A 24,950-nucleotide genomic window follows, 5' to 3' on the forward strand; every position below is an offset into this window, starting at 1 on the left:
TCGTGATCGTAAGTGTGGCGACCGGCCCGTCTCGGAACACCGGAACACCCGGTTCCTGTGGATCCGCGGTCGGTCGACGACTCGCGGTCCTGGTCTCCGGTCATCCCTGTGATGCCCCGTTCGGCCTCGGGTCATCCAACCGGGACGGGATCAGCACGATATCTCCGAGTGCCACCTTTGGGGAGGGGTAGCGGCACTGAGTGCCACTTTCTGCGGGAGTCGTGCCGGAGGCCGTGACGAAGGACTCAGTGGAGGGCGCGGTGGATGCGGCAGGATGGCCGCTGTGACCGACCGCGATGCCGTCCCCTTCGATCTCGCCTCGATGCGCAAGCAGTACCGGGCCGAGGGGCTTGCCGAGTCCGAGCTGGCCGCCACGCCCCTGGAGCAGTTCGCGCGCTGGTTCAAGCAGGCCGCGACGGAGGGCGGGCTGTTCGAGCCGAACGCGATGGTCGTCTCCACGGCGGACGCCGAGGGCCGGCCCAGCTCCCGCACGGTGCTGCTGAAGCACTTCGACGAGCGGGGCTTCGTCTTCTACACCAACTACGAGTCGCGCAAGGGCCGTGAGCTGGGCGGGAATCCGTACGTGTCGCTGCTGTTCCCGTGGCATCCGATGGCCCGGCAGGTGATCGTGACGGGGACGGCGCGGCGGACCGGGCGGGACGAGACCGCCGGCTACTTCCGGACCCGGCCGCACGGCTCCCAGCTGGGTGCCTGGGCCAGCGCCCAGTCGTCGGTGGTGGCGGACCGGGACGCCCTGGACGCCGCGTACGCCGGGCTGGCGGCGCGCTATCCGGAGGGCGAGCAGGTGCCGGTGCCACCGCACTGGGGCGGGTTCCGGGTGGTCCCGGACGCGGTGGAGTTCTGGCAGGGGCGGGAGAACCGGCTGCACGACCGGCTGCGGTACGTGGCGGGGGCGGACGGGGGGTGGCGGGTGGAGCGGCTGAGTCCGTGAGATCCGCAAGCACTTCGCTCGCTTTGGGACTAGAATGCTTGCATGGCTACGATCCACGTGCGGGACGTCCCGGAGGACTCACTGCGCACGCTGAAGGCGAGAGCGGCGCGCACGGGGCAGTCGCTGCAGAACTACGTCCTGCAGCTGCTGGTGGGTGAGGCGGCACTGCTGTCGCCCGCCGAAGCGGCCGCCGAAGCGCGTGCGATCGCCTCGCGCGGCAACGTATCGGCGGACGACGTCACCGACGTCCTGCGTGATCTGCGCGAGGCCCGCGGGTGAGCGTGCTCGTCCTGGACACCTCCGCTCTCGTGGAGTTCCTCGTGGGCGGCGACGAACTCGCCGAACGGGTCCGGGCCCGCGCCCTGGACCACCGGCTGGCCGCACCGCACGCCGTCGACCTGGAGTGCGCGTCCGTCCTGCGCGGCCTCGTACGCGGCAACAAGCTGCCCGAGGGCGAGGCGGAGCGTGCACTGCAGCTTCTGGGGCGGATGCCGCTGAGGCGCTACGACCATGTGCCGTTGCTGCCCCGCGTCTGGGAGCTGCGGCACAACATGTGGCCCTACGACGCCTCCTACGTCGCTCTCGCCGAGACCCTCGACGCCGCGCTCGTCACCGTGGACGCCAAGTTCGCCGGTGCGCCGCATTTGCGCTGCCGCGTCGACAACCTGCGGCTCGGCTGACGGCCGGGCACGTCAGTCCAGTACCGCGCTCAGCAAGCCCGCCCACTGCTCCACGACCCGTTCCCGGCGGGCCGTGTCGTCGGTGAGGAGGTTGGCGAGGCCGAGGCCGCGGGCCATGTCCAGGAGGCCTTGGACGGTTTCGCGGGCGCCGGGGCGCCTCTCGTCGGCGCCGAGGAGGTCGACGGCGATGCGGTGGGTCTCGCGGCCGACGCGGGCCTCCAGTTCGGTCACCCGGCCCCGCAGCTGCTCCTCGTTGGAGGCGGCCACCCACAGGTGTAGGGCGGCGCGGAAGAGGGGGCCGGTGTAGAGGTCGACGAGCGCGGCGACGACGGCGTGCCGGTCGCCGGGGCCGGCGCCCTCGGGGAAGAGGGCGCGCAGCGCCACGGAGCGTTCCTCGGCGACGTACTCGACGGCGGCGGTGAAGAGGTCCTCGCGGGTCGGGAAGTGGTGCTGGGCGGCGCCCCGGGAGACGCCGGCGCGTTCGGCGACGACGGAGACCGTGGAGCCGGCCCAGCCGTGTTCGGCGAGGCAGGCCACGGCGGCTTCCAGGAGCCGCTGCCGGGTGGCCCGGCTGCGGTCCTGCTTGGGGACGCGTTCCGCGCGGTCGGCCGCGTGCACGGCGCCGCTCACACCACCCATTGTGGATCCCGTCGTTCGAGGAAGGCCGTCATCCCCTCGCGGGCCTGCGGGGAGGCGAACAGCCGGGCCGAGAGCGCGGTCAGCTGCGCCGCGTCCCGGTCGAAGGCCTCCAGCACCCTAGCCGTGAGCAGCCGTTTCGTCTCGGCCAGCGCCTGAGGTGAGGCACGGCGCACACCGTCGAGGACGGGCGCGAGTACGGCGTCCACGTCGTCGCCCGCCGCCGTGACCAGGCCGGTTCTGGCGGCCTCGGCGGCGTCGAGGCGTTCGCCGGTGAGGTAGTGGCGGGCGAGGGCGCGGGGGTCGGTGCGGGGCAGGAGCGTGAGGGAGATGACGGCGGGGGCGACGCCGATGCGGACCTCGGTGAAGGCGAACGTCGACACGGTGGAGGCGGCCGCGACGTCGCAGGCGCCGAGCAGGCCGAGGCCGCCCGCGCGGACGTGACCGTCGACGCGGGCGACGACGGGCTTGGGCAGTTCGACGATCCGCCTCAGCAGGGCGACCAGGGCGTCCGGGTCGGGCGGGTCGCGCAGGTCGGCTCCGGCGCTGAAGGTGTTGCCGGTGTGGGTGAGGAGGACGGCGCGGACGTCGGTGTCCTCGCCGGCGTCGGTGAGGGCGTCGGTGAGTTCGGTGACGAGGGCGGCGGACAGGGCGTTGCGGTTGTGCGGGGAGTCGAGGGTGAGGGTCTCGACGCCTCGCTCCCGGGCGCGGGCGACGAGGCTCATGACCGCCCTCGCAGTTCCCGGCGGAGGATCTTGCCGCTGGCCGCCCGGGGCACGCCGTCGATGAAGGTGACTTGGCGGACGCGTTTGTAGGGGGCGACGCGTTCGGCGACGTACATCATGATCTCCCCCGCGGAGAGGTCGGGTGCGGTGGGGCGGCGTACGACGTGGGCGTGCGGGACCTCGTTGCCGTCGTCGTTGTAGGTGCCGATGACGGCGGCGTCGGCGATGCCGGGGTGGGTGAGCAGGAGGGCTTCGAGTTCGGCGGGGGCGACCTGGAAGCCCTTGTACTTGATCAGTTCCTTGACCCGGTCGACGACGAACAGCCAGCCGTCACCGTTCACGTGCCCCACGTCCCCCGTGTGCAGCCACCCCTCCTCGTCGATCATGGCGGCGGTTGCGTCGGGGCGGCCGAGGTAGCCCTTCATGACCTGGGGACCGCGGATGAGGATCTCGCCGGACTCGCCGGCGGGGAGGTCCTTGCCGGGGTCGTCGAGGGAGACGACGCGCATCTCGGTTCCCGCGATGAGCTTGCCGACGGTGCCGGGCGGGGCGTCGTGCATGGCGTCGAGGGGGACGACGTGGGTGCCCGGGGACAGTTCGGTCATGCCGTAGGCCTGGCCGACGGGCGGCAGGCCGAGCCGCCGCGAGCAGGCGGCGGCGAGGTTCGCGTCCAGGGGGGCGGCGGCGCTGATGACGTACTTCAGCGAGGAGAGGTCGTAGTCGGCGACCAGGGGGTGCTTGGCGAGGGCGAGGACGATCGGCGGGGCGACGTACAGGCCGGTGATGCGGTGGTTCTGGATGGCCGCGAGGAACTGCTCCAGGTCGAAGCGGGGCAGGACGACGACGGTGGCGCCGAGCCGCAGCGGAGCGTTCACGAGGGCCGTCAGCCCGTAGATGTGGAAGAACGGCAGGACAGCGAGGACGCGTTCGCCCGGGGCGGCCGGGATCGCCGGTTCGAGCTGGGCGAGGTTGGTGGCGATCTGCCGGTGGGTGAGCATCACGCCCTTGGGGGTGCCGGTGGTTCCGGAGGAGTACGGCAGTACGGCGACGTCCTCGGCGGGGTCGACGGTGACGGACGGTTCGGGTGCGGTGGAGGCCAGCATGTCGACGAGCGAGCGGTGGCCGGGCGCGCTGTCGCACACCAGGATCTCCTGGACACCGCCCGCGAGCTCGGCGGCCCGGCGGGCGGTGTCCAGCAGCGGTGAGACGGTGACGATCCAGCGGGCCGCGCAGTCCTTGAGCTGCTTGGCGAACTCCTCGGCCGTGGCGAGCGGGTGCACGGTGGTGACCGATGCGCCCGCGCGGGTGGCGGCGTAGAAGGCGAGCGGGAAGGCGACCGTGTTGGGGCTGTGCAGGGCGAGTACGTCGCCCTTGCGCACGCCGGCCTCGGCGAGGGCGGCGGCGACCCGCCGGTGGAACCGGTCCACCTGCTCATAGGTGAGGGTGGTGCCGTCGGTGCCGTCGATCAGCGCCGGGGTGTCGCCGTACTCGGCGGCGCGGCCGAGCACGGCCTCGTGGATGGGCAGGTCGACAAGCGGGACGTCTGCGTACTCGCTGCGGAACACGGTTCCTCCAACAGGTCGGTAACGCGGTCTAGTACGACTTGGGCAGGCCGAGGGTCTGGTGGGAGACGTAGTTGAGGATCATCTCCCTGCTCACCGGCGCGATGCGAGCCACACGCGAGGCCGTTATCAGCTGGGCGAGACCGAACTCGCGGGTGAGGCCGTTGCCGCCAAGGGTGTGCACGGCCTGGTCGACGGCCTTCACGCAGGCCTCCCCGGCGGCGTACTTCGCCATGTTGGCGGCCTCGCCGGCGCCCATGTCGTCACCGGCGTCGTAGAGGTGGGCGGCCTTCTGCATCATCAGGCGGGCCAGTTCGAGGTCGATGTGGGCCTGGGCGAGGGGGTGGGCGATGGCCTGGTGGGCGCCGATGGGGGTCTTCCAGACCGTGCGCTCACGGGCGTACTCCAGGGCCCGGGAGAGCGCGTAACGGCCCATGCCGATGCCGAACGCCGCCGTCATGATGCGCTCGGGGTTGAGCCCGGCGAAGAGCTGGAGGAGACCGGCGTCCTCGTCGCCGACGAGCGCGTCGGCGGGCAGCCGGACGCCGTCGAGGGTCAGCTCGAACTGCTTCTCGGCGGCGTTGAGTTCCATGTCGATGGGGCGGCGCTCGAAGCCGGGGGTGTCGCGGGGGACGATGAACAGGCAGGGCTTGAGCTTGCCGGTGCGGGCGTCTTCGGTGCGGCCGACGATCAGGGTGGCGTCGGCGATGTCGACGCCGGAGACGAAGACCTTGCGGCCGGTCAGGAGCCAGTCGCCGGTGGCGGTGTCGCGGCGGGCGGTGGTGGTGATCCGGTGGCTGTTGGAGCCGGCGTCGGGTTCGGTGATGCCGAAGGCCATGAGGCGGGTGCCGTCGGCGAGGGGCGGGAGCCACTCGCGTTTTTGCTCTTCGGTGCCGAAGCGGGAGATGACGGTGCCGCAGATCGCCGGGGAGACGATCATCATGAGCAGGGGGTTGCCGGAGGCGCCCATCTCTTCGAGGACGAGGGCGAGTTCGGTGATGCCGGCGCCGCCTCCTCCGTAGGTTTCGGGGAGGTTGACGCCGATGTAGCCGAGCTTGGCCGCGGCCTGCCAGAAGTGTTTGTTGTCGGTGCCGAGGGTGCGGGGGTGGTTGCCGGCGAAGGTGGATACCGCTTCGCGGAGGGACTTGTGCGCGTCGGATTCGATTACGGGGGTCATGCGGCTCCTTCGGGTGCGGGTTTCGTCGTGGCTGGTCGCGCGCCCACGCGGCGGAGCCGCATGTTCAATGCGGCCCCGCGCCCCTAGGCCTCTTGCACTACCGCCAGTAGAGAGCCCACCGTGACCTGCTGGCCCGGTACGGCATTCAGTGCGGCGAGTGTGCCCGTGGCCGGGGCGGTGATCTTGTGTTCCATCTTCATCGCCTCCAGCCACAGGAGGGGCTGGCCCGCCTCCACCGCCGCCCCCTCCGTCAGGCCCTCCGCGACGCGGGCGACCGTGCCGGGCATGGGGGCGAGGAGGGAGCCGGGGGCGTGCTGGGCGGTGGGGTCGGGGAAGCGGGGCAGGGCGGTGAGGCGGGCGGCGTTCACGTGGATCTGGTCGCCGTAGCGGGCGACCTCGTAGCGGCGCCGTACGCCGTCGGTCTCGAGGACGACGAGGTGGGCGTCGGCGTGGACGACGCGTACGCCGTCGGCGGTGAGGCCGGTGCGGGTGTGGTGGTAGCGGACCTCGTGTTCCTCGCCCGCCATGGTGTACCGCTTGACCTGGGGCTGTGACGGGACGTTGCGCCAGCCGCCGCCGAACCGGGAGCGGCCGTGGGCGTCGGCGAGGGCGGCGGCCAGCGGGGCGAAGGGGTCCGGCGCCGGGGAGTTCAGGTCGGTCAGGTGGCGGTCGTAGAAGCCGGTGTCCATGCGGGCGGACGTGAACTCCTCGTGCCGTAGCGAGCGGACGAGCAGGTCCCGGTTGGTGACCGGGCCGTGGATCGCCGCCCGTTCCAGGGCACCGGCGAGGCGGCGGACGGCCTCCGCGCGGGTGGGTGCGTGGGCGACGGCCTTGGCGAGCATCGGGTCGTAGTGGACGCCGATGTCGTCGCCGTCGGTGTAGCCGGTGTCCAGGCGGACGCCGTCGGGGACGGCGAGGCGGTGCAGGCGGCCGGTCTGCGGGGCCCAGCCGTTCGCCGGGTCCTCGGCGTACAGGCGGGCCTCCACGGCGTGGCCCCGCGCGCGCGGGGGGTCGGTTTCGAGGGCGTGGCCCTCGGCGATCCGGAGCTGGAGGGCGACGAGGTCGACGCCGAAGAGGGCCTCGGTGACCGGGTGTTCGACCTGGAGGCGGGTGTTCATCTCCAGGAAGTGCGCCCTGCCGTCGGCGTCGACCAGGAACTCGACCGTCCCGGCGCCGACGTAGTCCACCGCGCGGGCGGCGCGGACCGCCTGCTCGTACAGCTCCTGTGTGAGTGCCGCGCTCAGGCCCGGTGCCGGTGCCTCCTCGATGACTTTCTGGTGGCGGCGCTGGAGGGAGCAGTCGCGCGTGCCGAGCGCCCACACCGTGCCGTGGGTGTCGGCGAGGACCTGCACCTCGACGTGGCGGCCGCCCTCGACGTACGGCTCGACGAACACCTCGCCGTCGCCGAAGGCGCTCGCGGCCTCCGCGCGGGCGGCGGTCAGTTCGGCGTCGAGGCCGGCGAGGCGCCGTACGACGCGCATGCCGCGCCCGCCGCCACCGGCCGCCGCCTTCACCAGCACCGGCAGGTCGGCCTCGGTGACCGTGTCCCGGTCCAGGGGCGCGATGCCCAGCAGTTCCTTGGCGCGGGTCTTGGACGCCATCGCCTCGATCGCCTCCGGCGGCGGCCCGATCCACAGCAGCCCGGCGTCCCGTACGGCGCGCGCGAAGTCGGCGTTCTCGGAGAGGAAGCCGTAGCCGGGGTGGACGGCGTCGGCGCCGGCGGCGGTCGCGGCCTTCACGATCAGGTCGCCGCGCAGGTACGTGTCGGCGGGCGCCGCTCCCGGCAGCCGTACGGCCGCGTCGGCCACGCGCGCGTGGAGGGCGTTCTCGTCGGCGTCCGAGTGGACGGCGACGGTCCGGATGCCCGACTCGCGGCAGGTGCGGAAGACCCGGCAGGCGATCTCGCCGCGGTTGGCGACGAGGACGGAAGTGATCACTGGTCCCTCAACCTCACATTCGGAAGACGCCGAAGCCACCGCGCGCGCCCTCGTAGGGCGCGGTGTGGACGGCGGACAGGCACAGGCCGAGGACGGTGCGGGTGTCGCGCGGGTCGATGACGCCGTCGTCGTAGAGCCGCCCGGACAGGAACATGGGCAGCGACTCGGACTCGATCTGCTGCTCCACCATGGCGCGCAGTGCCGCGTCGCCCTCGTCGTCGTACGGCTGTCCCTTCGCGGCGGCGGACTGGCGGGCGACGATGGACAGGACCCCGGCGAGCTGCTGCGGGCCCATGACGGCGGACTTGGCGCTGGGCCAGGCGAAGAGGAAGCGAGGGTCGTAGGCGCGGCCGCACATGCCGTAGTGCCCGGCGCCGTAGGAGGCGCCCAGGAGGACGGAGAGGTGGGGGACGCGGGAGTTGGAGACCGCGTTGATCATCATGGCCCCGTGCTTGATGATGCCGCCCTGCTCGTACTCCTTGCCGACCATGTAGCCGGTGGTGTTGTGGAGGAAGAGGAGCGGGATGTCGCGCTGGTTGGCGAGCTGGATGAACTGGGCGGCCTTCTGCGACTCCTCGCTGAAGAGCACCCCCTGGGCGTTGGCGAGGATGCCGACCGGGTAGCCGTGCAGAGCCGCCCAGCCGGTCGTCAGGCTCGTGCCGTACAGCGGTTTGAACTCGTCGAAGTCGGAGGCGTCGACGATGCGGGCGATCACCTCGCGCGGATCGAAGGGGGCCTTGAGGTCGGCGGGGACGATGCCGAGCAGGTCCTCCGGGTCGTACTTCGGGGGTGCGGCGGGGGCCGGGTCGGCGTACGCCTTGCGGTGGCCCAGACGGGCGACGACGCGGCGGGCCTGCCGCAGCGCGTCCGGTTCGTCCACGGCGAAGTAGTCGGCGAGGCCCGAGGTGCGGGCGTGCATCTCGGCGCCGCCCAGCGACTCGTCGTCGCTCTCCTCGCCGGTGGCCATCTTGACCAGGGGCGGCCCGCCGAGGAACACCTTGGCCCGCTCCTTGACCATGATCACGTGGTCGGACATGCCGGGGATGTAGGCGCCCCCGGCCGTCGAGTTGCCGAAGACGACGGCGACGGTGGGAATGCCGGCCGCCGACAGCCTCGTGAGGTCCCGGAAGATCGCGCCGCCCGGGATGAAGATCTCCTTCTGGGAGGGCAGGTCGGCGCCGCCGGACTCGACGAGGCTGATGCAGGGCAGCCGGTTGGCGAGGGCGATGTCGTTGGCGCGCAGGGCCTTCTTCAGCGACCAGGGGTTGGAGGCGCCGCCGCGCACGGTCGGGTCGTTGGCGGTGATCAGGCACTCGACGCCCTCGACGACGCCGATACCGGTGACGAGGGAGGCGCCGACGGTGTACTCGCTCCCCCAGGCCGCGAGCGGCGACAGTTCCAGGAAGGGCGTGTCGGGGTCGAGGAGCAGTTCGATGCGCTCGCGGGCGAGGAGCTTGCCGCGTTTCCGGTGCCGGGCGGTGTATTTCTCGCCGCCGCCCGCGAGGGCCTTGGCGTGCTCGGCCTCCAGGTCGGCGAGCTTGGCGAGCATCGCCTCGCGGTTGGCGCGGTGGTCGGGGGCGGTGGGGTCGAGGGCGGAGGCGAGGACGGTCACGGCTGTACCTCCGGGCTGACGACGGTCACGGCTGTACCTCCGGGCTGACGGTCAAAGCAGGGCCTCCGGTATGTCCAGGTGCCGGGCGCGCAGCCATTCGCCGAGCGCCTTGGCCTGCGGGTCGAATCGGGCCTGGGCGGCGACGCCCTCGCCGAGGATGCCCTCGACGACGAAGTTGAGGGCGCGCAGGTCGGGGAGCTGGTGCCGGGTGACGCGCAGGTCGCGGGCCTCCGGGATCAGCTCGCGGAACCGGTCGGCGGTCAGCTCGTGGGCGAGCCACCGCCAGGCGTCGTCGGTCCGCGCCCACACGCCGACGTTGGCGTCGCCGCCCTTGTCGCCGCTGCGGGCGCCGGCGACGAGTCCGAGGGGGGCGCGGCGGACGGGGCCGGGCGGGAACGGTTCCGGCAGGGGCGGTTCCGGTACGTCCGTGAGTACGGCGGTGTCCTGGGCGCCGGGCACGGAGATCCGGCGCCCGTCGTGGAGGACCGCCACATGGTCGACGGAGTCCTGGGGCACGTGGAGGGCGTCGAACACTCCATAGGGCGCGCCCTTCCCGGGTGGCGCGAGCACATGGAACCCGGGGTAGCTCGCGAGGGCCAGCTCGATCGCCGCCCCGCTCAACGCCCGCCCCACGGCCTGCTGGTCGGCGTCCCGGACGACGAGCCGCAGCAGCGCGCCGGCCGTCTCCTCGGTCGGCGCGTCGGGCCGGTCGGTGCGGGCCAGGTCCCAGCGGACGTCGGAGACCTCGGCGAGGGCGGGTTCCATCTGGGCCCGCACCAGCGCAGCCTTCGCCTCGACGTCGAGACCGGTGAGGACGAAGGCGACCTCGTTGCGGAAGCCGCCGAGACGGTTCAGGCCGGCCTTGAGGGTGGGCGGCGGTGCCTCGCCCCGCACGCCCTCGACGCGGACGCGGTCGGGGCCGTCCGGGGAGAGCCGTACGGTGTCCAGCCGGGCGGTGACGTCGGGGCCGGCGTACCGGGCGCCGCCCGTCTCGTACAGCAGCTGGGCGGTGACGGTGCCGACGTCGACGAAACCGCCGGTGCCGTCGTGCTTGGTGATGACACAGGTGCCGTCGGCGTGCAGTTCGGCGAGCGGGAAGCCGGGGTGCCGTACGTCGCCGTCCCGGAAGAAGGCGTAGTTGCCGCCGGTGGCCTGCGCCCCGCACTCCAGCAGGTGCCCGGCGACGACGGCGCCCGCCAGCCGGTCGTACTCCGTGGGCCCCCAGCCGAAGTGGGCGGCGGCGGGCCCGGTGACCAGCGCGGCGTCGGTGACGCGGCCCGTGACGACCACGTCGGCGCCGGCCCGCAGGCACTCCGCGATGCCGAAGCCGCCGAGGTAGGCGTGGGCGGCCAGCGCTCCCGGGTGGGCGGCGGTGAGGTCGTCGCCCTCGACGTGCGCGACGCGGACAGGGATGCCGAGCCGATCGGCCAGGGCGCGTACGGCGTCGGCGAGTCCGGCAGGGTTGAGGCCCCCGGCGTTGGCGACGATGCGCACGCCCCGTTCCCGGGCGAGGCCGAGGCACTCCTCCAACTGCCGCAGGAAGGTGCGGGCGTAGCCGGCGCCGGGGTCCTTCATCCTGTCCCGGCCGAGGATCAGCATGGTCAGCTCGGCGAGGTAGTCGCCGGTGAGGACGTCCAGGGGGCCGCCGGTGAGCATCTCGCGCATGGCGTCGAAGCGGTCGCCGTAGAAGCCGGAGGCGTTGCCGACGCGGAGCACGCTCACCGGGACCCCGCCCCCTTCGGCGGGCGGCCGGCTCCCGGCGGTCCGGCGAAGGCCTGGGCGATGTCCAGCCAGCGGTCGGCGTCCGGGCCCTCGGCGGTGAGCGCGAGGTCGGCGCGGTGGGCGCGCTGGGTGGCCAGGAGGCAGAAGTCGAGGGCGGGGCCGGTCACGCGCTGCCGGGCGTCCTCGGGACCGTACGTCCACACGTCCCCGCCCGGCCCGGTGAGTTCGACGCGGAACTGCTCCGCGGGCGGGGTGAGTCCGTGGGTGGCGTGGGCGAAGTCCCGGGCGCGGACGCCGATGCGGGCGATGTGCCGCAGACGGTCGGTGGGCGGGCGGGTGATGCCGAGGGTGTCGGCGATGTCCAGGCCGTGCGCCCAGGTCTCCATCAGGCGGGCGGTGGCCATGGAGGCGGCGGCCATGGGCGGGCCGTACCAGGGGAAGCGGGCGCCGGGGGCCGACGCGCGCAGCGCCTTGTCGAGGGCGGTGCGTCCGTCCCGCCAGGCGGCCAGCAGCGCGGCCGGTTCCTGCCGGGCGCCCTCCTCCGCGCCGTCGTCGACATACCGGTCGGGCGCGGCGAGGGCCTGCTCGATCAGGGTGCCGAAGCCGTCCTCGTCGGTGACGGCGACCAGGGCGGCGCGGTCGGTCCAGTGCAGGTGCGCGATCTGGTGGGCGATCGTCCAGCCGGGCGCCGGGGTGGCGAGCCGCCACTCCCGCGGGCTCAACGCGGCCACCAGCGCGTCGAGTTCCTCGCTCTCCTCGCGCAGGTCGTCGATCACGGGCGTCGGGTCGGACACGGGGCGCTCCCCTCGGGCACGGCGGTGTGCGGCGCGGTGTGGGGAGCATGGCAGGGGCGGTAGTAACAATCAAGCATGCTTGCATGATTTTTGGATGCGCCGCCTCGACGGCGGGCCCGTGCGTGACGCCTCGGTCCTTCTCCGCCCGCTCAGTCCTTCTCCGCCCGCTCAATCCTTCTTCGCCCGCCAGACCGTGACGTCCGCGTTGACGAAGGCCAACTCGGGCACCGCGGTCGACTTCGTCTGGACGACGAGCAGCGCGATGTCCCCGTTGCGGTGCCTGACGCAGATCTCCATGCCGACCGACACCGAGGCCAGGCCGACGCGGTGGCTGCGCTTGCCCCTGGTCATCAGGTCGCACATCTCGTATGTGGCGCCCGGCGGGCCGAAAATCAGGGTGAAGACGCTGGTGTCGCTCTCCAGCGCACAGCCGACGCTCTCGCAGTCGAAGCGGATGTCACCCTCGCGGTCCTCGCGCCTCGCCCCGTCGGAGAGGCTCAGTGAGGAGTCGGCGTCCACCGTCCGGGGGCCGACCGCGTAAGCCCGCGGCGCCGTCGTCCCGGCGGCGGAACCGTCGGCCACCGATCCGGGTACGGCCGACGAGTCCGAGCCCTCCGCCGCGGCTGACCCGGACGCCGCGTCTCCGGACGCCGACGCCTTTCCCGCTCCCGCGCCGGGCGTCCGGGACGCGGACGCCGCCGTGTCCCGGGTGCGGTCCCGTACGCCGTCCCACGCCGCATCGAGGACCGTCCACGCCGCGGTGATCGCGAGCGCGCCCGCGGCCAGGGCAGCGGCCGTGATCAGCGTGACGCGTCTCCGGCGGCGCCTGCGTTGCTCCGGGCCGTCCTGCCGCTGCGGTGCGGTCACGCCGTACGGTCCGGCGGGCCACTGGGCGGTGCCCGGCCACTGCGCGAGGGGCGGCTGCGGGACCGTCCACGGCCGCGTGTGCGCCACGGTAGGGTCCAGGGCCGGAACCGAGGCCGCGGCGGTCGCCGGACCGGTGGCCGCGACCGGCGGCGGCACCGTCACCGGCGGCCCGGTGATCTCCCGCCACACTTCCGAACCGGCCTCCTCCTCGCCGTCCCGGCCCAGCTCCCGGCGGCACCACTCGACGACCTCGACCGGGGTGGCCCGGTCCTCGGGGTCGGCGGCCAGGCACCGGCCGAGCAGGTCGCGCAGGCGCTCCGGCAGCCCGGACAGGTCGGGCTGCGAGTGGACGATCCGGTACAGCACGGTGGCGGCCGGCCCGTCGCCGTACAGCGGCCTGCCCAGCGCCGCGAACGCGGCCGTCTGCCCGAGCGAGAAGACGTCGGTCGCCGCCGTGACGTCGCCCCCGGACGCCTGTTCGGGCGCCATGTACTGGGGCGTGCCGATGGTGGAGCCCGTGGCGGTGTGCGCGGTGCTGTCGGCGGCGACGGAGATGCCGAAGTCGATGACGCGGGGCCCGTCGGAGGCGAGCAGGACGTTCGACGGCTTGAGGTCCCGGTGCACGATGCCCGCACCGTGGATGGCCTGCAACGCCTCGGCGACCCCCGCCATCAGCCACAGCACCGCCGGCACCGGCAGCGGCCCGCCCCGGGCGACGGCGCCCGACAGCGAGGGCCCGGGGACGTACAGCGTGGCCAGCCAGGGCGGAGTGCCGTCGGCGTCGGCGTCGATCAGTTCGGCGGTGTAGGCGCCCTTCACCTTCCGGGCCGACTTGATCTCGCGGCCGAAGCGCCGACGGAAGGTCTGGTCGTCGGCCAGTTCCGACCGTACGACCTTGATGGCCACGGGCCGGCCGCCCCGGGTGTGCGACAGGTACACCCGTCCCATGCCACCCGCTCCGAGCCGGGCGGCGAGCCGGTAGCCGCCCACCGCGCGCGGATCGTCGTCCTGCAAGGGCTGGAAGACCTCGGCCGCGTGGTTCATCGGTTCCCTCCCCGTGATCCCGATGAGATGACCAGGTCCGCAGCCTATGCGGTGCGGGTGACAGCCCTTCGTGCCGGGGCCCGGAGGGAGGGCATGCGGACGCCCCCTACGGCAGGTCCGGGGCCGCCTTCACCCGCCGCCCGCGCCCCACCTGGGTCCGCACCGCGCCCATGCTCGCCGCGATCACCAGGGCGATGGCGGCGGACTGGGTGGCGGACAGGGCCTGGTCGAGGATGAGGGAACCGGCCGCCGCGGCGATGGCGGGCTCCAGGCTCATGAGGATGGCGAAGGTCGGCGCGGGCAGGCGGCGCAGGGCGAGGAGTTCGAGGGTGTAGGGCAGGACGGAGGAGAGCAGGGCGACCCCGGCGCCGAGGGCCAGCGTCATCGGGTCGAAGAGCTTCGTGCCCGACTCGGCGATGCCCAGCGGCAGGAACAGCACCGCGCCGACCGCCATCGCCAGGGCCAGCCCGTCGGCCTGCGGAAAGCGCCGGCCGGTACGCGCGCTGAAGACGATGTACGCCGCCCACATGACGCCCGCCCCGAGCGCGAAGGCGGCACCGGCCGGGTCGAGGCTGTCGAAGCCGCCGCCGCCGAGCAGGAAGACGCCGGCCAGCGCGAGGCCGGCCCAGACCAGGTTGACGGCGCGGCGGGAGGCGAAGACGGACAGGGCGAGCGGGCCGAGCACCTCCAGGGTGACGGCGGGACCGAGGGGGATGCGGTCGACGGCCTGGTAGAAGAGGCCGTTCATGCCGGCCATGGCGATGCCGAAGACGACGACCGTGCCCCAGTCGGCCCGCGAGTGCCCGCGCAGCCGGGGCCGGCAGACGATCAGCAGCACGACGGCGGCCACGGCCAGCCGCAGCGTCACCACGCCGAGCGCACCGGCCCGCGGCATCAGGCTCACCGCCAGCGCGGCTCCGAACTGCACGGAGAGCCCGCCGGCGAGGACCAGACCGACCGGCCCGAGCGAACCCCACCGGCCGCCGCCCTGCGCGGCGTCGGGGGTGGCCACGGGGGCGGGCACGGGTGCCGCGACGGCCGGGGACTGGGTGCCGGGGTCGGCGCTGGGGGTACTCACGGGAGCTCCGGGACGGTGTGCGGGTGGACGTCGTTCATCACGCTGTACGGCACGGTCCAGAGTAATGGACTCTGTCAGGCACGTAACTCTTTTACGCAACTGTCAGGGCCGGGACGCGCGCCTGTCAACGCACGTCCGTCAGGCGAGCGGGGCCGCCCGCCCCCGGCCGCGGGACGACCGGGTACCGTCCGCTGCGTGAGACGACTCCTGACCCGCCTCTGGCGCCTGCTGCGCCCCGTCCAGAGCCGCGTGATGTGGCTGGTGAACGCCAAGTTCGTGGTCGGCGTGACCGGCGTCGTGCGGGACGACGAGGGGCGGGTCCTGATGCTGAAGCACCGGATGTGGGCCCCGGGCCGCCAGTGGGGTCTGCCGAGCGGCTTCGCGCACAAGGGTGAGGACTTCCGGCGCACCGTGGTCCGGGAGGTCAAGGAGGAGACCGGTCTGGACGTGGCGGCGGGCCGCCTGGTCATGCTGAACAGCGGCCTGCGCACCCGGCTGGAGGTGGCGTACGAGGCCCGGCTGCTGGGCGGCGAACTGCGCCTCGACCCGCTGGAGATCCTGGAGGCCCGCTGGTGTCACCCGGACGACCTGCCCGAGGACGCCCAGCCGGTGTGCGGCCCGCTGGTGCGCGGCGAGACGGCGCCCTGAGCCGCCTTCGCGGGCGGCGTGTCGAAAACGCGGACTCCCGATCGACGCGTGGGTGAAGGCAGCACACCCCACCTCCGAGGAGCGCCCCTCATGACCGTCACCGCCGACCTGGCCATCACCCTCGACGGCTACGTAGCCGGCCCGAACGTCACCCTCGACAACCCGGGCGGCGACGGTGCCGCCCCGATCTTCGACTGGATCCACACCCTGGCGAGCTGGCGTGAGCGCCAGGGCATGACCGGCGGGGTCGAGAACCGCGACTCCGAGCTGGTCCGCGAGTGGTTCGACGCCACCGGAGCCGTGGTCATGGGCCGGACGATGTACGACACGGGCGAGGAGTTCTGGGGCGACAACCCGCCCTTCCGCACCCCCGTCTTCGTCCTCACCAACCGCCCCCGCCCCACCCTGGTCAAGGAGGGCGGCACCACCTTCACCTTCGTCACCGACGGCATCCACAACGCCCTCGACCGGGCGAAGGCCGCCGCCGGTGACCGCGACGTCGACATCGCGGGCGGCGCGGACACCGTGCGCCAGTACCTCGGGGCGGGCCTCATCGACGAGCTCCAGCTCCACGTGGTGCCGACGCTCCTCGGCGCCGGCCTGCGGCTCTTCGAGGGCCCGGGCGCCGTCCGCGGCGACCTCGAACCGGTCCGGGTGGTCCACACCCCCCTGGCGACACACCTGAAGTACCGCTTCGGGAAGTGACGGCGGCGGAACGGGCGTACGGTCGAACCCGTCCGTACGAGGAGGACTCCGATGCGCCACGTGACCTATTCGATGAACGTCTCGCTCGACGGCTACATCGTCGGGCCGGACGGCGACTTCGCCTGGGGCGAGCCCGACCCGGACGTCTTCCGCTTCTGGATCGACGAGATCCGACAGATCGACGTCCACCTCATGGGACGGCGGCTGTACGAGACGATGCTGTACTGGGAGGACGCCGAGCGGGAGGGGACGCTCGCCGACGCCGAGCTCGAATGGGCCGCACTCTGGAACCCGCTCCCCAAGGTGGTGTTCTCCACCACGCTGCCGACGGTGCGGGGCCGGGCCCGCCTGGCGTCCGGCGGCGTGGCGGAGGAGATCGAGCGGCTGCGGGCCGAACCCGGGGAGGGCGAGATCGCGATCGGCGGCGCGACCCTCGCCGCCCAGGCGGCCGAGGCCGACCTGATCGACGAGTACCGGGTCATGGTCTACCCGGTGCTGGTCGGCGGCGGCATCCCGTACTTCCCTCGGGGCGAGCGCCGGGTGGATCTCGAACTCGTCGAGACCCGCACCTTCGGCTCGGGGGTGGTGCACCTGCGCCACCGGGTGGTACGACGGGGCTAGCGGCTGGTTGCTAGTGGCTAGTGAGCGATCCCCCCGCCCCCCATCAGCAGGTCCAGCCTCCCGCTGTCGTCGAAGGTGTCCCCGTACAGCCGGGTGACACTCCCGGCGGACGGCCCGTCGTCCGTACCGGGCAGCAACCACGCGGAGCTGCCGGTCCTGTCGCCGCCCAGCTCGGCCACCACCAGGTCGGCGCGGTGGTCGCCGTCCAGGTCGGTGAGGGCCACCTCCGCGCCGAAGCCTGCCCGCTCGGCGGAGCCCGGCAGGTCACCGCCCTCGAACACCCGGGCGCCCACACCGGTGAGTCCGTCCGGGCCGCCCGCCAGGAACAGCACCTGCTCGGGACCCGGTTCGGAGTACGGGTCCCATCGCGGCGCGCCGGCCACCACGTCCGCGTACCCGTCGCCGTTCACGTCCCCGGTGTCCAGGGAGGCCAGTACGGCGTCCTCGTCCTGGGGTTCCTCGCCGGGCACGCCCGGGGTGTCGCGGTCGATGGTCGTTCTGCGTTTCCCCGGCCCCGACTCCGACCCGTACACCACCGTCACCGAACTGCGGCTCGCGTCGCCGCCCCGGGGGCTGAGGACCAGGTCGCCGTAACCGTCGCCGTCCACGTCACCGACGGCCGCCGTCGCCGCGTCGGGGAGGTCGACGCCGGCAGGCTGGGTCAGGCCGTCCGGGCCGCCCTCGAAGTAGCCGACCGGCCACGGCGTCTCGGTCCAGGAAGCATCCGGGAACCAGGCTTCGTGGAAGGTCACCAGCTCGTCGGCGCCGTCGCCGTTGAGGTCCCCGGCGACGAGGTCGCGGTAGTTGGCGTCGTCGACGTCCCCCGAGGGCCGGCGCGGAGCCGGGACCGCGGCCGTCTCCGCCGGGCTGCCGTCCCGTGCGAAGGGCCCCTTGAGCAGCCCCTTCTCGGAGCCCAGCCCGAAGACCAGGTCGGCGTGCCCGTCGCCGTCGAAGTCACCGGCGACGAGCTGCTCGTCCAGGATCGGATCGTTGTCCCAAGAGACGTGACTGGTGTCCGTCCCCGGCACCCGCACGGCCCGCGACAGCCCGTCCGCCGAGCCCCACATGACGATCACGCTCGGTTCCCAGTCGAAGACGACGGTGGCCAGGTCGGTGTACCCGTCCTCGTCGAGGTCGCGCGCCACCACGTCAGCCCCGAAGAAGCTCTCGTCGCGGTTCTTCCCCGGTACGCCGGGGTCGTCCTGCGTCAGGTACTGACACCGCGCGAGCCCGACCCCGCCCCCCGTCCCGTACGCCACCTCGATGCTGCCGCCCCCGGCCCCGCCCTCCACGTCCCCCTGCGAGCCGAAGGCCAGGTCGGGGTGGCCGTCCCCGTCGAGCTCGGGAGTCCTACGACGGATGCTACGGATCCGCGAAGCGGTCCATGCGTCGCAAGTCCGTTACCGCACCCGGTCGATGCCACTGGGCTGATGGACGGCGAAAGAGCCGAGGCCGGGCTCTGTGTAGGTAAACCCTGCTTCGCGCAGCGCCCGTAGAGCCTTGTGAGCCGTCGCGTTCGCGATTCCGAATTCCGCGCTGAGTTGCACGACGGAGGGAACACGCGTACGCGGCGCGTAGGTGCCGTCGACGATGCGGCCACGCACCACCTCGGCGACCTGGCGCCAACGGGGGACATCGGGAACGAACTCGATCACCGAACCAGCCCGATCGAGTGCGCCTCACCCGACTGCGTCACTCCTGTCGACGCCCCACGGCCAGCAGGTGGGAGCTCGCCGCCAGCAGCTCCGGGTGAGGCTCGGCCAGACGGGCAGCGGTGAGCACCGACTCGAACAGGCTTGACTCACGGAACGACTGCCCGGTGTTCCGCTCCGCCGCCGCCAGCATGGACCACGCGGGCCCCTCGATCCCGTAGACGTCCGCGCCGACGAAGCCCGCCGCCGCCACCTCGTCGCGCAACTGCTGCCCACTGTGGAAGTACGCCGTGGTGAACGCCTTCTTTCCGTCGTGGATCTGAGTGGCGAGGATGGTCTCGATGCTCTCCCGCATCGACTCCTTGTGCAGGTGCGCGTAAGCGGCATGCTCGAACAGCGACGCGTACCGGTTGATACCCGCGACGGCCAGCAGCCCGCCGGGCTTGAGCACGCGGCGGGCCTCTGCCAGCGCACGGTCCCGGTCCGCCCGTTGCGGCAGGTGGTACAGGGGGCCCAGCATGAGCACGACGTCGTAGGAGTCGCCATGGGCCGTGAGGTGCCGGGCGTCACCGATCTCGGCACTCGCGCCCGTGTCCCTGGCCTGCTGCACGTGACGGGGAATGGGATCCACCAAGTGGACCGTGTACCCGTCCTCGACGAGCCAGCGGGCGTGCGTGCCGGGTCCGCCGCCGACGTCGAGCACCCGAGCCGGAGCCTGGGGGAGGTGGCGGCGCAGCAACTCCTGCGTACGTACCATCTCCAGACGTCCGTCGGCCGTGGCGACCAACCGGTCCGCCTCGTCGACGCTCTCGCTGTAGAACCTCACGATCTCCGGCGTTACCTCAAGGCTCGTCATCCATGCATTCTGGTGGCGAACCGGTGGACCAGTCCAGTGATCGGGAAAGAGTGCCATGCCGCTGCTGAAGTACGAGCAGATCGCCAATGATCTGCGTACCAGGATCGCGAACGGCGAATTCGATCCGGGCGACCTCCTGCCATCAGGCCGCGACCTGGCCGAACAGTGGGGCGTATCGCGGGCCACCGTGGTCAAGGCGTACGACATCCTGCGGCACGACGGCCTCGTCGTCGCACGACAAGGCTCCGGCTTCCTCGTGACGGAAACCCCCGTAGCCCGGCCTGCCGGTGGGCGAGGGGTGGGCTCCAGTCGGCTGTCCGGCGGATCGCCGTACCGCCGCATCGGCCCGCCGGACCGTGCGGTTCCGCCTGCTCATGTCGCCGAGGCCTTGGGGCTGGCAGCCGACGAGAAGGCCTTGCGCCGGGTCCGCCTCATGTTGCTCGACGACGGCTCGCCGCACAGTCTGGTAACCGCGTGGTTCCCGGCCTCGGTGGCCGACGCCGCACCGCGCCTGTCCGCGAAGGGGCCGATCGCCGAGGGCACGACACACTACGTCCGCCGCGAGACGGGCCGTGGGCCCGTGGAGGGTCACGACGTGACGACCGTGCGCCTGGCCACAGACGAAGAGGCGCGGCTCCTGGAAGTGGAACAGCCGGCCGCGGTCGCCGTCGTTCTGCATACCGCCTTCGATCAAGAGCGACGTGCCCTGGTGTGCGAGGAGGGCGTCACGCCCTCCCACGTCTACGAGCAGACCGACAACTACCCCATGCGGTGCGGGAACTGACGTCCTGCTTGACTGGACCGGTCCACCGGTCCAGTCTTTGTCGTGCCGCCACGCCCGCCCACACGGCGAGACCCCGGCGACCGTCCGACCGGCCCCGGGGCGTGGCCACCAGCTGAATCCTGATCGGAGCTGATGGCATGACCGACCTTATCGGCCACCTCATCACCTGGGTGAGCCTGTCCCTCCGCCCCCGAGGAGCCCACCGCGGAACCGTCCCGCCCCCGGCGGTTCTCCCCACCCCTCACCGCCCTGCCGCAATTCCCCTCCCCACCCACCGCAGCCCCTACGGCCTGCCCGCCACCCTCGACGGCACAGAAACCGTGGCCGTACGCCCGTACGTCCTCCTCCCCACCCCGTACGAGCTGGAGACAGTGGCATGACCGCACCGCGCGAACCCCGCCTGCTCCCCTGGTCAGGGCCCGAGGGCAAGCCCTGCTACCTCGTCACCGACGACCACGGTGGCCCCGTCTCCCGACTCGCTGACACCACCGAGGTCACCCAGCTCGGCATGGGCGCAGAGCTGCTCGCCCATGCCCGTGAACTCCTCCCGGGCACACCGCCCGGTGAACTCCGCTACCTCGCGGAGCGACTTGCGGAATGCCTCGCCAACGCCCTGCGAGTGGCCGAGAGCCGCGGCCGACGGCTGGAAGCCGTCGACTCCGGGGGCTGAGACTCTGACACGAGCCGTCTCTCTCCCATCGCCCCGCGGTATCACCCCGCGCTCCGACGTCACCCCCTGGTCGTACGCCAAGCGGCGCCCAGGACCGATGTGTTGAGCCCAGTCGAGAACCTAGCTTCGGGACATGACCACTAGACCACGCAGAGCCGCAGTGGCCGCCCTGCTCACGTGCGCGTTGGCCGTCCCGCTGCTGGGCGCCGCGCCCGCGTCGGCTTCTCAGCAGGCGCACGCGCAGACCCAGTACTCAGTGCCGGGGACGCGCAGCACCAGCGCGCCCGAGCTGCCGCGCCCCGCCGGACCGCACCCGGTGGGGCGCCGCACCCTGCACCTCGTCGACCGGCACCGCACCGACCCCTGGGTGCCGACGGCGCGGGGACGGGAGTTGCTGGTGTCCGTGTCGTACCCGGCCCGCCGGACGGGCGCCGGGTCACCGGCGGCGTACGTGACGGCCGACGAGGCACGGCTCCTGCTGGAGGCGAGGGGGCTGACCGGTGTCGTGCCGGCCGAGACGCTGGCCGGCACCCGGACGCACGCGCGGGTCGGCGCCGCCCCAGCGCGCGGACGCTTCCCACTGGTGCTGCTGTCCCCCGGATTCGGGATGCCGCGCACCACGCTCACCTCGCTCGCCGACGACCTGGCCAGTCGCGGTTACGTCGTCGCCGCCGTGGACCACGCCTACGAATCGCTCGCCACGGAGTTCCCCGGAGGCCGGGTCATGCCCTGCGTGGCCTGCGAAAAGGTCGACGGACGTGCCGAGTTCGCCGGTGTGGTGCGCGGGAGGACGGCCGACCTGTCGTTCGTGATCGACGAGCTGACGGACCGCCGGAGGACCGGGGCGCTGGCCCGCATGATCGACCCCCGGCGGATCGGGGCAGCCGGGCATTCGATCGGCGGAGCGACCGCCGCGGCGACCATGGCCGCCGACCGCCGGGTGCGGGCCGGCGCCGATCTCGACGGCAACTTCTTCGTCGACGACGCCGGGGCAGGGATCGGCGAGCGGCCCTTCTTGATGCTCGGCGCGGAGAGCGTCCACAGCCCCGGCGGCGACATCACCGACTGGGACGGCGCCTGGAGCCGCCTGCACGGCTGGAAGCGCTGGCTGACCGTCGACGGAGCCGGGCACTTCTCCTTCACCGACTTCCCCTGGCTGGGCGACCGGCTGGGGCTGCCGACGGACCCGGAGGCTCCGCTCTCAGGTGAGCGGAGTTGGCACATCACCCGCGACTACGTCGCCGCCTTCTTCGAGCTCCACTTGCGGGGCGTCCCACAGCCGCTGCTCGACGGCCCCACGGCATCCCGTCCCGAGGTCGAGTTCCACCGGCCGTAGCTCCCGTCACTCCGGCCTCTGCTCCAGCCCCTCCGCCAACACCTCCGCCAAGTGCCGCCCCCGCACCCCGCCCAGCTGTTCCAGCTGCGTCCGGCACGAGAAGCCGTCCGCCAGGACCACCGCCCCGTCCGGCGCCTCGCGCACCGCCGGGAGCAGTTGGTCCTCCGCACAAGCCACCGACACCTCGTAGTGGCCGTCCTCGAAACCGAAGTTGCCCGCGAGACCGCAGCAGCCGCCACTCAGCTCACCGGTCAGGCCGGCCGCCTCGCGCAGGCGGCGGTCGGCCGCGTCGCCCAGGACCGCGTGCTGGTGGCAGTGGGTCTGGCCGGTCGCCGGGAGGTTCACGGTGGGCGGGGTCCAGTCGGGGGCGTGGCGTTCCAGGGCTTGTGCGAAGGTCAGGACGCGGGCGGCGAGGCGGGCGGCCCGCGGATCGTCGTGCAGCAGCTCGGGCAGGTCCGTGCGCAGGGCGGCGGCGCAGCTCGGCTCCAGGACGACGACCGGGGCGGACGTCTCCAGCACCGGCGTCATCAGGTCCAGCGTGCGGCGCATCACCGCGCGGGCGCGGTCCAGTTGGCCCGTCGACACGTAGGTCAGGCCGCAGCAGACGCGGCTCCGGCGGGCGGCCAGCAGCGCCAGAGCCGACCTCGACGTGCCGTCGCCGACCGCCGCCCGTCCGCGCAGTGTCGGCGGCAGCACCACCCGCAGCCCCGCCGCCTCCAGAACCCGTACGGCCGCCCGGCCCACGGAGGGGGACAGGTGCTCGGTGAAGGTGTCGGGCCACAGGACCACCAGCTCACCCTCGGCGACCGGTCCTCCGCGCCCCCGCCACCACCGGCTGAACGTCTCCCCCGACAGACGCGGTACGTCCCGCTCCTTCGCGATCCCGCCCAGCCGTTTCCCCACCGCCGCCAGCGGCCGCACGGACGCGAGCGCGTTGACGACCGGAGCCACCCGCGCCCGCGCCGCCCAGCGCAGCCACACCGGCAGCCACCCCATCGCGTAGTGGGCGGGCGGGCGGCGGCGTCCCGCGTAGTGGTGGTGCAGGAACTCCGCCTTGTACGTGGCCATGTCGACCTCGACCGGGCAGTCGGAGCGGCAGCCCTTGCAGGACAGGCACAGGTCCAGGGCGTCCCGGACCTCCTCCGAACGCCAGCCGTCCGTCACCACCTCACCGGCAAGCATCTCGTGCAGCAGGCGGGCGCGGCCCCGCGTGGAGTGCTGCTCGTCCCCCGTGGCCCGGAAGGAGGGGCACATCACCGCCGAGCCGGTCACCGACGTCGTACGGCACTTCGCGACGCCGACGCAGCGCCGCACCGCCGCCGAGAAGTCGCCGCCGTCGGACGGGTAGCCGAACTCCACGTCGACCGGCTCGCGCGGCAGGACGGAGAAACGGAGGTTTGTGTCGAGCGGGGCCGGGCGGACCAGCATCCCGGGGTTGAGGAGGTCGTCCGGGTCCCAGACGCCCTTCGCGCGTTCGAAGAGGGCGACCGTCTCCTCGCCGTACATCCGCGGCAGCAGCTCCGCCCGTGCCTGCCCGTCCCCGTGCTCCCCGGAGAGCGAGCCGCCGTGCGCCACGACCACGTCCGCCAGCTCTTCCGAGAAGCGGCGGAAACGGGCGACCCCGGCGTCCGTCAGCAGGTCGAAGTCGATGCGTACGTGGATGCAGCCGTCGCCGAAGTGGCCGTACGGCGTGCCGCGCAGGCCGTGGGCGGTCAGCAGCGCCCTGAAGTCCCGCAGGTAGCCGCCCAGCCGGGCCGGGGGCACCGCGCAGTCCTCCCAGCCGGGCCACGCCTCCGAACCGTCCGGCATCCGGGTCGCCGTGCCGCTCGCGTCCTCCCGGATGCGCCACAGCGCCCGCTGACCGGCCGGGTCGGTCACCACCAGCGCGTCCACGGCGTCGTCCGCCGCCCGTACGACCGCCTCGGCGGCCGCCCGCGCCTGTGCCTCCGAGTCGCCGCCCGTCTCCACGAACAGCCACGCCCCGCCCCGCGGCAGCCCCTCCGTGGACGGGACCAGGTCCACCGCCATGCCCTCCACGGTCAGGGGGCCGAGGGGCAGCAGCCCGGCGGCCGCCTCCGCCGCGCCCGCCTCGTCGGCGTACCCGAGGACCGCCAGCGCACGTGCCCGCGGGGCCTCGACCAGCCGTACGACCGCCTCGGTCAGCACGCCCAGCGTGCCCTCCGAGCCGCAGAAGGAGCGGGCCACGTCCGCGCCGTTCTCCGGCAGCAGCGCGTCCAGCGCGTAGCCGGAGATGCGGCGGGGGAGGTCCGGGAAGCCGGTGCGCAGGCGCGCCAGGTCGCCGTCGACCAGCTCGCGCAGGCCCTCCGGTGCCCCCGCCCAGCCGGGCCCGAGCCGCGCGGGCCTCCCCCGCGCCGTGAGCACCGACAGCTCGCGCACGCTGTCCGCCGTCGTGCCCCACGCCACCGAGTGGGAGCCGCACGAGTTGTTGCCGATCATCCCGCCGAGGGTGCAGCGGCTGTGGGTGGAGGGGTCGGGGCCGAAGCGCAGGCCGTGCGGGGCGGCGGCCTCCTGGAGGCGGTCGAGGACGAGGCCGGGCTGGACGACGGCCGTGCGGGCCTCCGGGTCCAGGGCGACCAGGCGGTTCATGTGCCGGGTGAAGTCCAGGACCACGCCCGTGCCGGTCGCCTGGCCGGCGATCGACGTGCCGCCGCCTCTCGCGACGACCGGCGTGCCGTGCGCCCGGCACACCTCCAGTACGGCCGCCACGTCGTCGGCGTCCCTGGGCGCGACCACCCCGAGCGGGACTCTCCGGTAGTTGGACGCGTCCATCGTGGTCAGCGCCCGGGACGTGACGTCGAATCCGACCTCGCCGCGGACGGCCCTGCGCAGTGCTGCCTCCAGATCGGTCATGCTTCCAGCATGAGCGCTTGT

Annotated in this window: 24 protein-coding genes; 10 read left to right on the top strand and 14 right to left on the bottom strand. The window is 73.2% G+C overall.

What is annotated here, in order from left to right:
* The first annotated feature begins 274 nt into the window (after nt 1-274).
* From pdxH to AMK11_RS21250, 3 genes are read left to right on the top strand one after another with little or no spacing between them, the layout of a single operon-like run.
* Entirely contained in the window at nt 275-952 is a 678-nt protein-coding gene (gene pdxH, locus AMK11_RS21240) for a pyridoxamine 5'-phosphate oxidase (protein WP_079187585.1), read from the top strand.
* Nucleotides 953-994: 42 nt separating this feature from the next.
* On the top strand, nt 995-1,231 hold the full coding sequence (locus AMK11_RS21245; protein ID WP_073729556.1) for a FitA-like ribbon-helix-helix domain-containing protein: 237 nt from the start codon (nt 995-997) through the stop codon (nt 1,229-1,231).
* Nucleotides 1,228-1,632, top strand: a complete 405-nt coding sequence (locus AMK11_RS21250) for a type II toxin-antitoxin system VapC family toxin (RefSeq protein WP_079187586.1) — start codon at nt 1,228-1,230, stop codon at nt 1,630-1,632. The genes AMK11_RS21245 and AMK11_RS21250 overlap by 4 nt, the downstream gene beginning before the upstream one ends.
* Nucleotides 1,633-1,644: 12 nt before the next feature.
* Here the strand turns inward: AMK11_RS21250 and AMK11_RS21255 are convergent, their stop codons facing one another.
* From AMK11_RS21255 to AMK11_RS21300, 10 genes are all read right to left on the bottom strand, one after another.
* Nucleotides 1,645-2,271, bottom strand: coding sequence for a TetR/AcrR family transcriptional regulator (locus tag AMK11_RS21255; protein WP_073729558.1), 627 nt, complete (start codon nt 2,269-2,271; stop codon nt 1,645-1,647).
* The gene (locus AMK11_RS21260) at nt 2,259-2,993 is read right to left on the bottom strand and encodes an enoyl-CoA hydratase family protein (protein ID WP_073729560.1); all 735 of its coding nucleotides are present in this window, start codon (nt 2,991-2,993) and stop codon (nt 2,259-2,261) included. Before AMK11_RS21260 ends, AMK11_RS21255 begins: the two co-directional genes overlap by 13 nt.
* A complete protein-coding gene (locus AMK11_RS21265; protein WP_073729562.1) occupies nt 2,990-4,558 on the bottom strand; it encodes a 4-coumarate--CoA ligase family protein in 1,569 nt (522 codons plus the stop codon). Before AMK11_RS21265 ends, AMK11_RS21260 begins: the two co-directional genes overlap by 4 nt.
* A 28-nt stretch (nt 4,559-4,586) precedes the next feature.
* Nucleotides 4,587-5,732, bottom strand: a complete 1,146-nt coding sequence (locus AMK11_RS21270) for an acyl-CoA dehydrogenase family protein (protein ID WP_073729564.1) — start codon at nt 5,730-5,732, stop codon at nt 4,587-4,589.
* An 83-nt stretch (nt 5,733-5,815) separates the two neighbouring features.
* Nucleotides 5,816-7,669 carry an acetyl/propionyl/methylcrotonyl-CoA carboxylase subunit alpha gene (locus tag AMK11_RS21275; protein WP_073729566.1) on the bottom strand — a complete coding sequence of 618 codons (1,854 nt, stop codon included), beginning with the start codon at nt 7,667-7,669 and terminating at the stop codon, nt 5,816-5,818.
* Nucleotides 7,670-7,682: 13 nt separating this feature from the next.
* Nucleotides 7,683-9,281: an acyl-CoA carboxylase subunit beta gene (locus AMK11_RS21280; RefSeq protein ID WP_073729569.1), complete on the bottom strand. Its 1,599-nt coding sequence runs from the start codon at nt 9,279-9,281 to the stop codon at nt 7,683-7,685.
* A gap of 51 nt (nt 9,282-9,332) precedes the next feature.
* On the bottom strand, nt 9,333-11,003 hold the full coding sequence (locus tag AMK11_RS21285) for an acyclic terpene utilization AtuA family protein (protein ID WP_073729571.1): 1,671 nt from the start codon (nt 11,001-11,003) through the stop codon (nt 9,333-9,335).
* Nucleotides 11,000-11,797 carry a TIGR03084 family metal-binding protein gene (locus AMK11_RS21290; RefSeq protein WP_073729573.1) on the bottom strand — a complete coding sequence of 266 codons (798 nt, stop codon included), beginning with the start codon at nt 11,795-11,797 and terminating at the stop codon, nt 11,000-11,002. The genes AMK11_RS21285 and AMK11_RS21290 overlap by 4 nt, the downstream gene beginning before the upstream one ends.
* Nucleotides 11,798-11,965: 168 nt before the next feature.
* A complete protein-coding gene (locus AMK11_RS21295; RefSeq protein ID WP_073729575.1) occupies nt 11,966-13,708 on the bottom strand; it encodes a serine/threonine-protein kinase in 1,743 nt (580 codons plus the stop codon).
* Between the two features lie 106 nt (nt 13,709-13,814).
* Entirely contained in the window at nt 13,815-14,786 is a 972-nt protein-coding gene (locus AMK11_RS21300; protein WP_073729577.1) for an EamA family transporter, read from the bottom strand.
* A 195-nt stretch (nt 14,787-14,981) separates the two neighbouring features.
* Between AMK11_RS21300 and AMK11_RS21305 the strand changes: the two genes are divergently transcribed.
* From AMK11_RS21305 to AMK11_RS21315, 3 genes are all read left to right on the top strand, one after another.
* Entirely contained in the window at nt 14,982-15,434 is a 453-nt protein-coding gene (locus AMK11_RS21305) for an NUDIX hydrolase (protein ID WP_073729579.1), read from the top strand.
* A gap of 90 nt (nt 15,435-15,524) precedes the next feature.
* Nucleotides 15,525-16,139 carry a dihydrofolate reductase family protein gene (locus AMK11_RS21310; RefSeq protein ID WP_073729581.1) on the top strand — a complete coding sequence of 205 codons (615 nt, stop codon included), beginning with the start codon at nt 15,525-15,527 and terminating at the stop codon, nt 16,137-16,139.
* A gap of 51 nt (nt 16,140-16,190) precedes the next feature.
* Nucleotides 16,191-16,760 carry a dihydrofolate reductase family protein gene (locus AMK11_RS21315; RefSeq protein WP_073729583.1) on the top strand — a complete coding sequence of 190 codons (570 nt, stop codon included), beginning with the start codon at nt 16,191-16,193 and terminating at the stop codon, nt 16,758-16,760.
* 17 nt (nt 16,761-16,777) lie between these two features.
* Here AMK11_RS21315 and AMK11_RS21320 read toward each other — a convergent pair whose 3' ends face one another.
* From AMK11_RS21320 to AMK11_RS21330, 3 genes are all read right to left on the bottom strand, one after another.
* A complete protein-coding gene (locus tag AMK11_RS21320; protein WP_241847027.1) occupies nt 16,778-18,052 on the bottom strand; it encodes an integrin alpha in 1,275 nt (424 codons plus the stop codon).
* A 108-nt stretch (nt 18,053-18,160) separates the two neighbouring features.
* Complete coding sequence (locus AMK11_RS21325; protein WP_073729585.1) at nt 18,161-18,415, bottom strand: GntR family transcriptional regulator; 255 nt, start codon at nt 18,413-18,415, stop codon at nt 18,161-18,163.
* Between the two features lie 37 nt (nt 18,416-18,452).
* Nucleotides 18,453-19,268 (bottom strand): class I SAM-dependent methyltransferase, encoded by an 816-nt coding sequence (locus AMK11_RS21330; protein ID WP_073729587.1) that lies wholly within the window; start codon nt 19,266-19,268, stop codon nt 18,453-18,455.
* A 55-nt stretch (nt 19,269-19,323) separates the two neighbouring features.
* Between AMK11_RS21330 and AMK11_RS21335 the strand changes: the two genes are divergently transcribed.
* The 4 genes from AMK11_RS21335 (at nt 19,324) to AMK11_RS21350 (ending at nt 22,058) form a co-directional block, all read left to right on the top strand.
* Nucleotides 19,324-20,052 (top strand): GntR family transcriptional regulator, encoded by a 729-nt coding sequence (locus AMK11_RS21335; protein WP_073729589.1) that lies wholly within the window; start codon nt 19,324-19,326, stop codon nt 20,050-20,052.
* A gap of 137 nt (nt 20,053-20,189) precedes the next feature.
* Nucleotides 20,190-20,432 (top strand): hypothetical protein, encoded by a 243-nt coding sequence (locus AMK11_RS21340; protein WP_073729591.1) that lies wholly within the window; start codon nt 20,190-20,192, stop codon nt 20,430-20,432.
* Nucleotides 20,429-20,722, top strand: a complete 294-nt coding sequence (locus AMK11_RS21345; protein WP_073729593.1) for a hypothetical protein — start codon at nt 20,429-20,431, stop codon at nt 20,720-20,722. The genes AMK11_RS21340 and AMK11_RS21345 overlap by 4 nt, the downstream gene beginning before the upstream one ends.
* Nucleotides 20,723-20,855: 133 nt before the next feature.
* Nucleotides 20,856-22,058, top strand: coding sequence for an alpha/beta hydrolase family protein (locus AMK11_RS21350; protein WP_073729595.1), 1,203 nt, complete (start codon nt 20,856-20,858; stop codon nt 22,056-22,058).
* Between the two features lie 6 nt (nt 22,059-22,064).
* Here the strand turns inward: AMK11_RS21350 and AMK11_RS21355 are convergent, their stop codons facing one another.
* Complete coding sequence (locus AMK11_RS21355; RefSeq protein WP_073729597.1) at nt 22,065-24,929, bottom strand: FAD-binding and (Fe-S)-binding domain-containing protein; 2,865 nt, start codon at nt 24,927-24,929, stop codon at nt 22,065-22,067.
* Nucleotides 24,930-24,950 lie beyond the last annotated feature (21 nt).

The sequence above is a fragment of the Streptomyces sp. CB02414 genome, from assembly GCF_001905385.1.
In the GTDB taxonomy this organism is placed as follows: domain Bacteria; phylum Actinomycetota; class Actinomycetes; order Streptomycetales; family Streptomycetaceae; genus Streptomyces.

Bases quoted from the DNA above. Each gene is read 5' to 3' on its own strand.
- pdxH (WP_079187585.1), top strand. From the start codon at position 275: ATGGCCGCTGTGACCGACCGCGATGCCGTCCCCTTCGATCTCGCCTCG.
- AMK11_RS21245 (WP_073729556.1), top strand. From the start codon at position 995: ATGGCTACGATCCACGTGCGGGACGTCCCGGAGGACTCACTGCGCACG.
- AMK11_RS21255 (WP_073729558.1), bottom strand. From the start codon at position 2,271: ATGGGTGGTGTGAGCGGCGCCGTGCACGCGGCCGACCGCGCGGAACGC.
- AMK11_RS21260 (WP_073729560.1), bottom strand. From the start codon at position 2,993: ATGAGCCTCGTCGCCCGCGCCCGGGAGCGAGGCGTCGAGACCCTCACC.
- AMK11_RS21270 (WP_073729564.1), bottom strand. From the start codon at position 5,732: ATGACCCCCGTAATCGAATCCGACGCGCACAAGTCCCTCCGCGAAGCG.
- AMK11_RS21295 (WP_073729575.1), bottom strand. From the start codon at position 13,708: ATGAACCACGCGGCCGAGGTCTTCCAGCCCTTGCAGGACGACGATCCG.
- AMK11_RS21310 (WP_073729581.1), top strand. From the start codon at position 15,525: ATGACCGTCACCGCCGACCTGGCCATCACCCTCGACGGCTACGTAGCC.
- AMK11_RS21315 (WP_073729583.1), top strand. From the start codon at position 16,191: ATGCGCCACGTGACCTATTCGATGAACGTCTCGCTCGACGGCTACATC.
- AMK11_RS21330 (WP_073729587.1), bottom strand. From the start codon at position 19,268: ATGACGAGCCTTGAGGTAACGCCGGAGATCGTGAGGTTCTACAGCGAG.
- AMK11_RS21335 (WP_073729589.1), top strand. From the start codon at position 19,324: ATGCCGCTGCTGAAGTACGAGCAGATCGCCAATGATCTGCGTACCAGG.
- AMK11_RS21340 (WP_073729591.1), top strand. From the start codon at position 20,190: ATGACCGACCTTATCGGCCACCTCATCACCTGGGTGAGCCTGTCCCTC.
- AMK11_RS21345 (WP_073729593.1), top strand. From the start codon at position 20,429: ATGACCGCACCGCGCGAACCCCGCCTGCTCCCCTGGTCAGGGCCCGAG.
- AMK11_RS21350 (WP_073729595.1), top strand. From the start codon at position 20,856: ATGACCACTAGACCACGCAGAGCCGCAGTGGCCGCCCTGCTCACGTGC.
- AMK11_RS21355 (WP_073729597.1), bottom strand. From the start codon at position 24,929: ATGACCGATCTGGAGGCAGCACTGCGCAGGGCCGTCCGCGGCGAGGTC.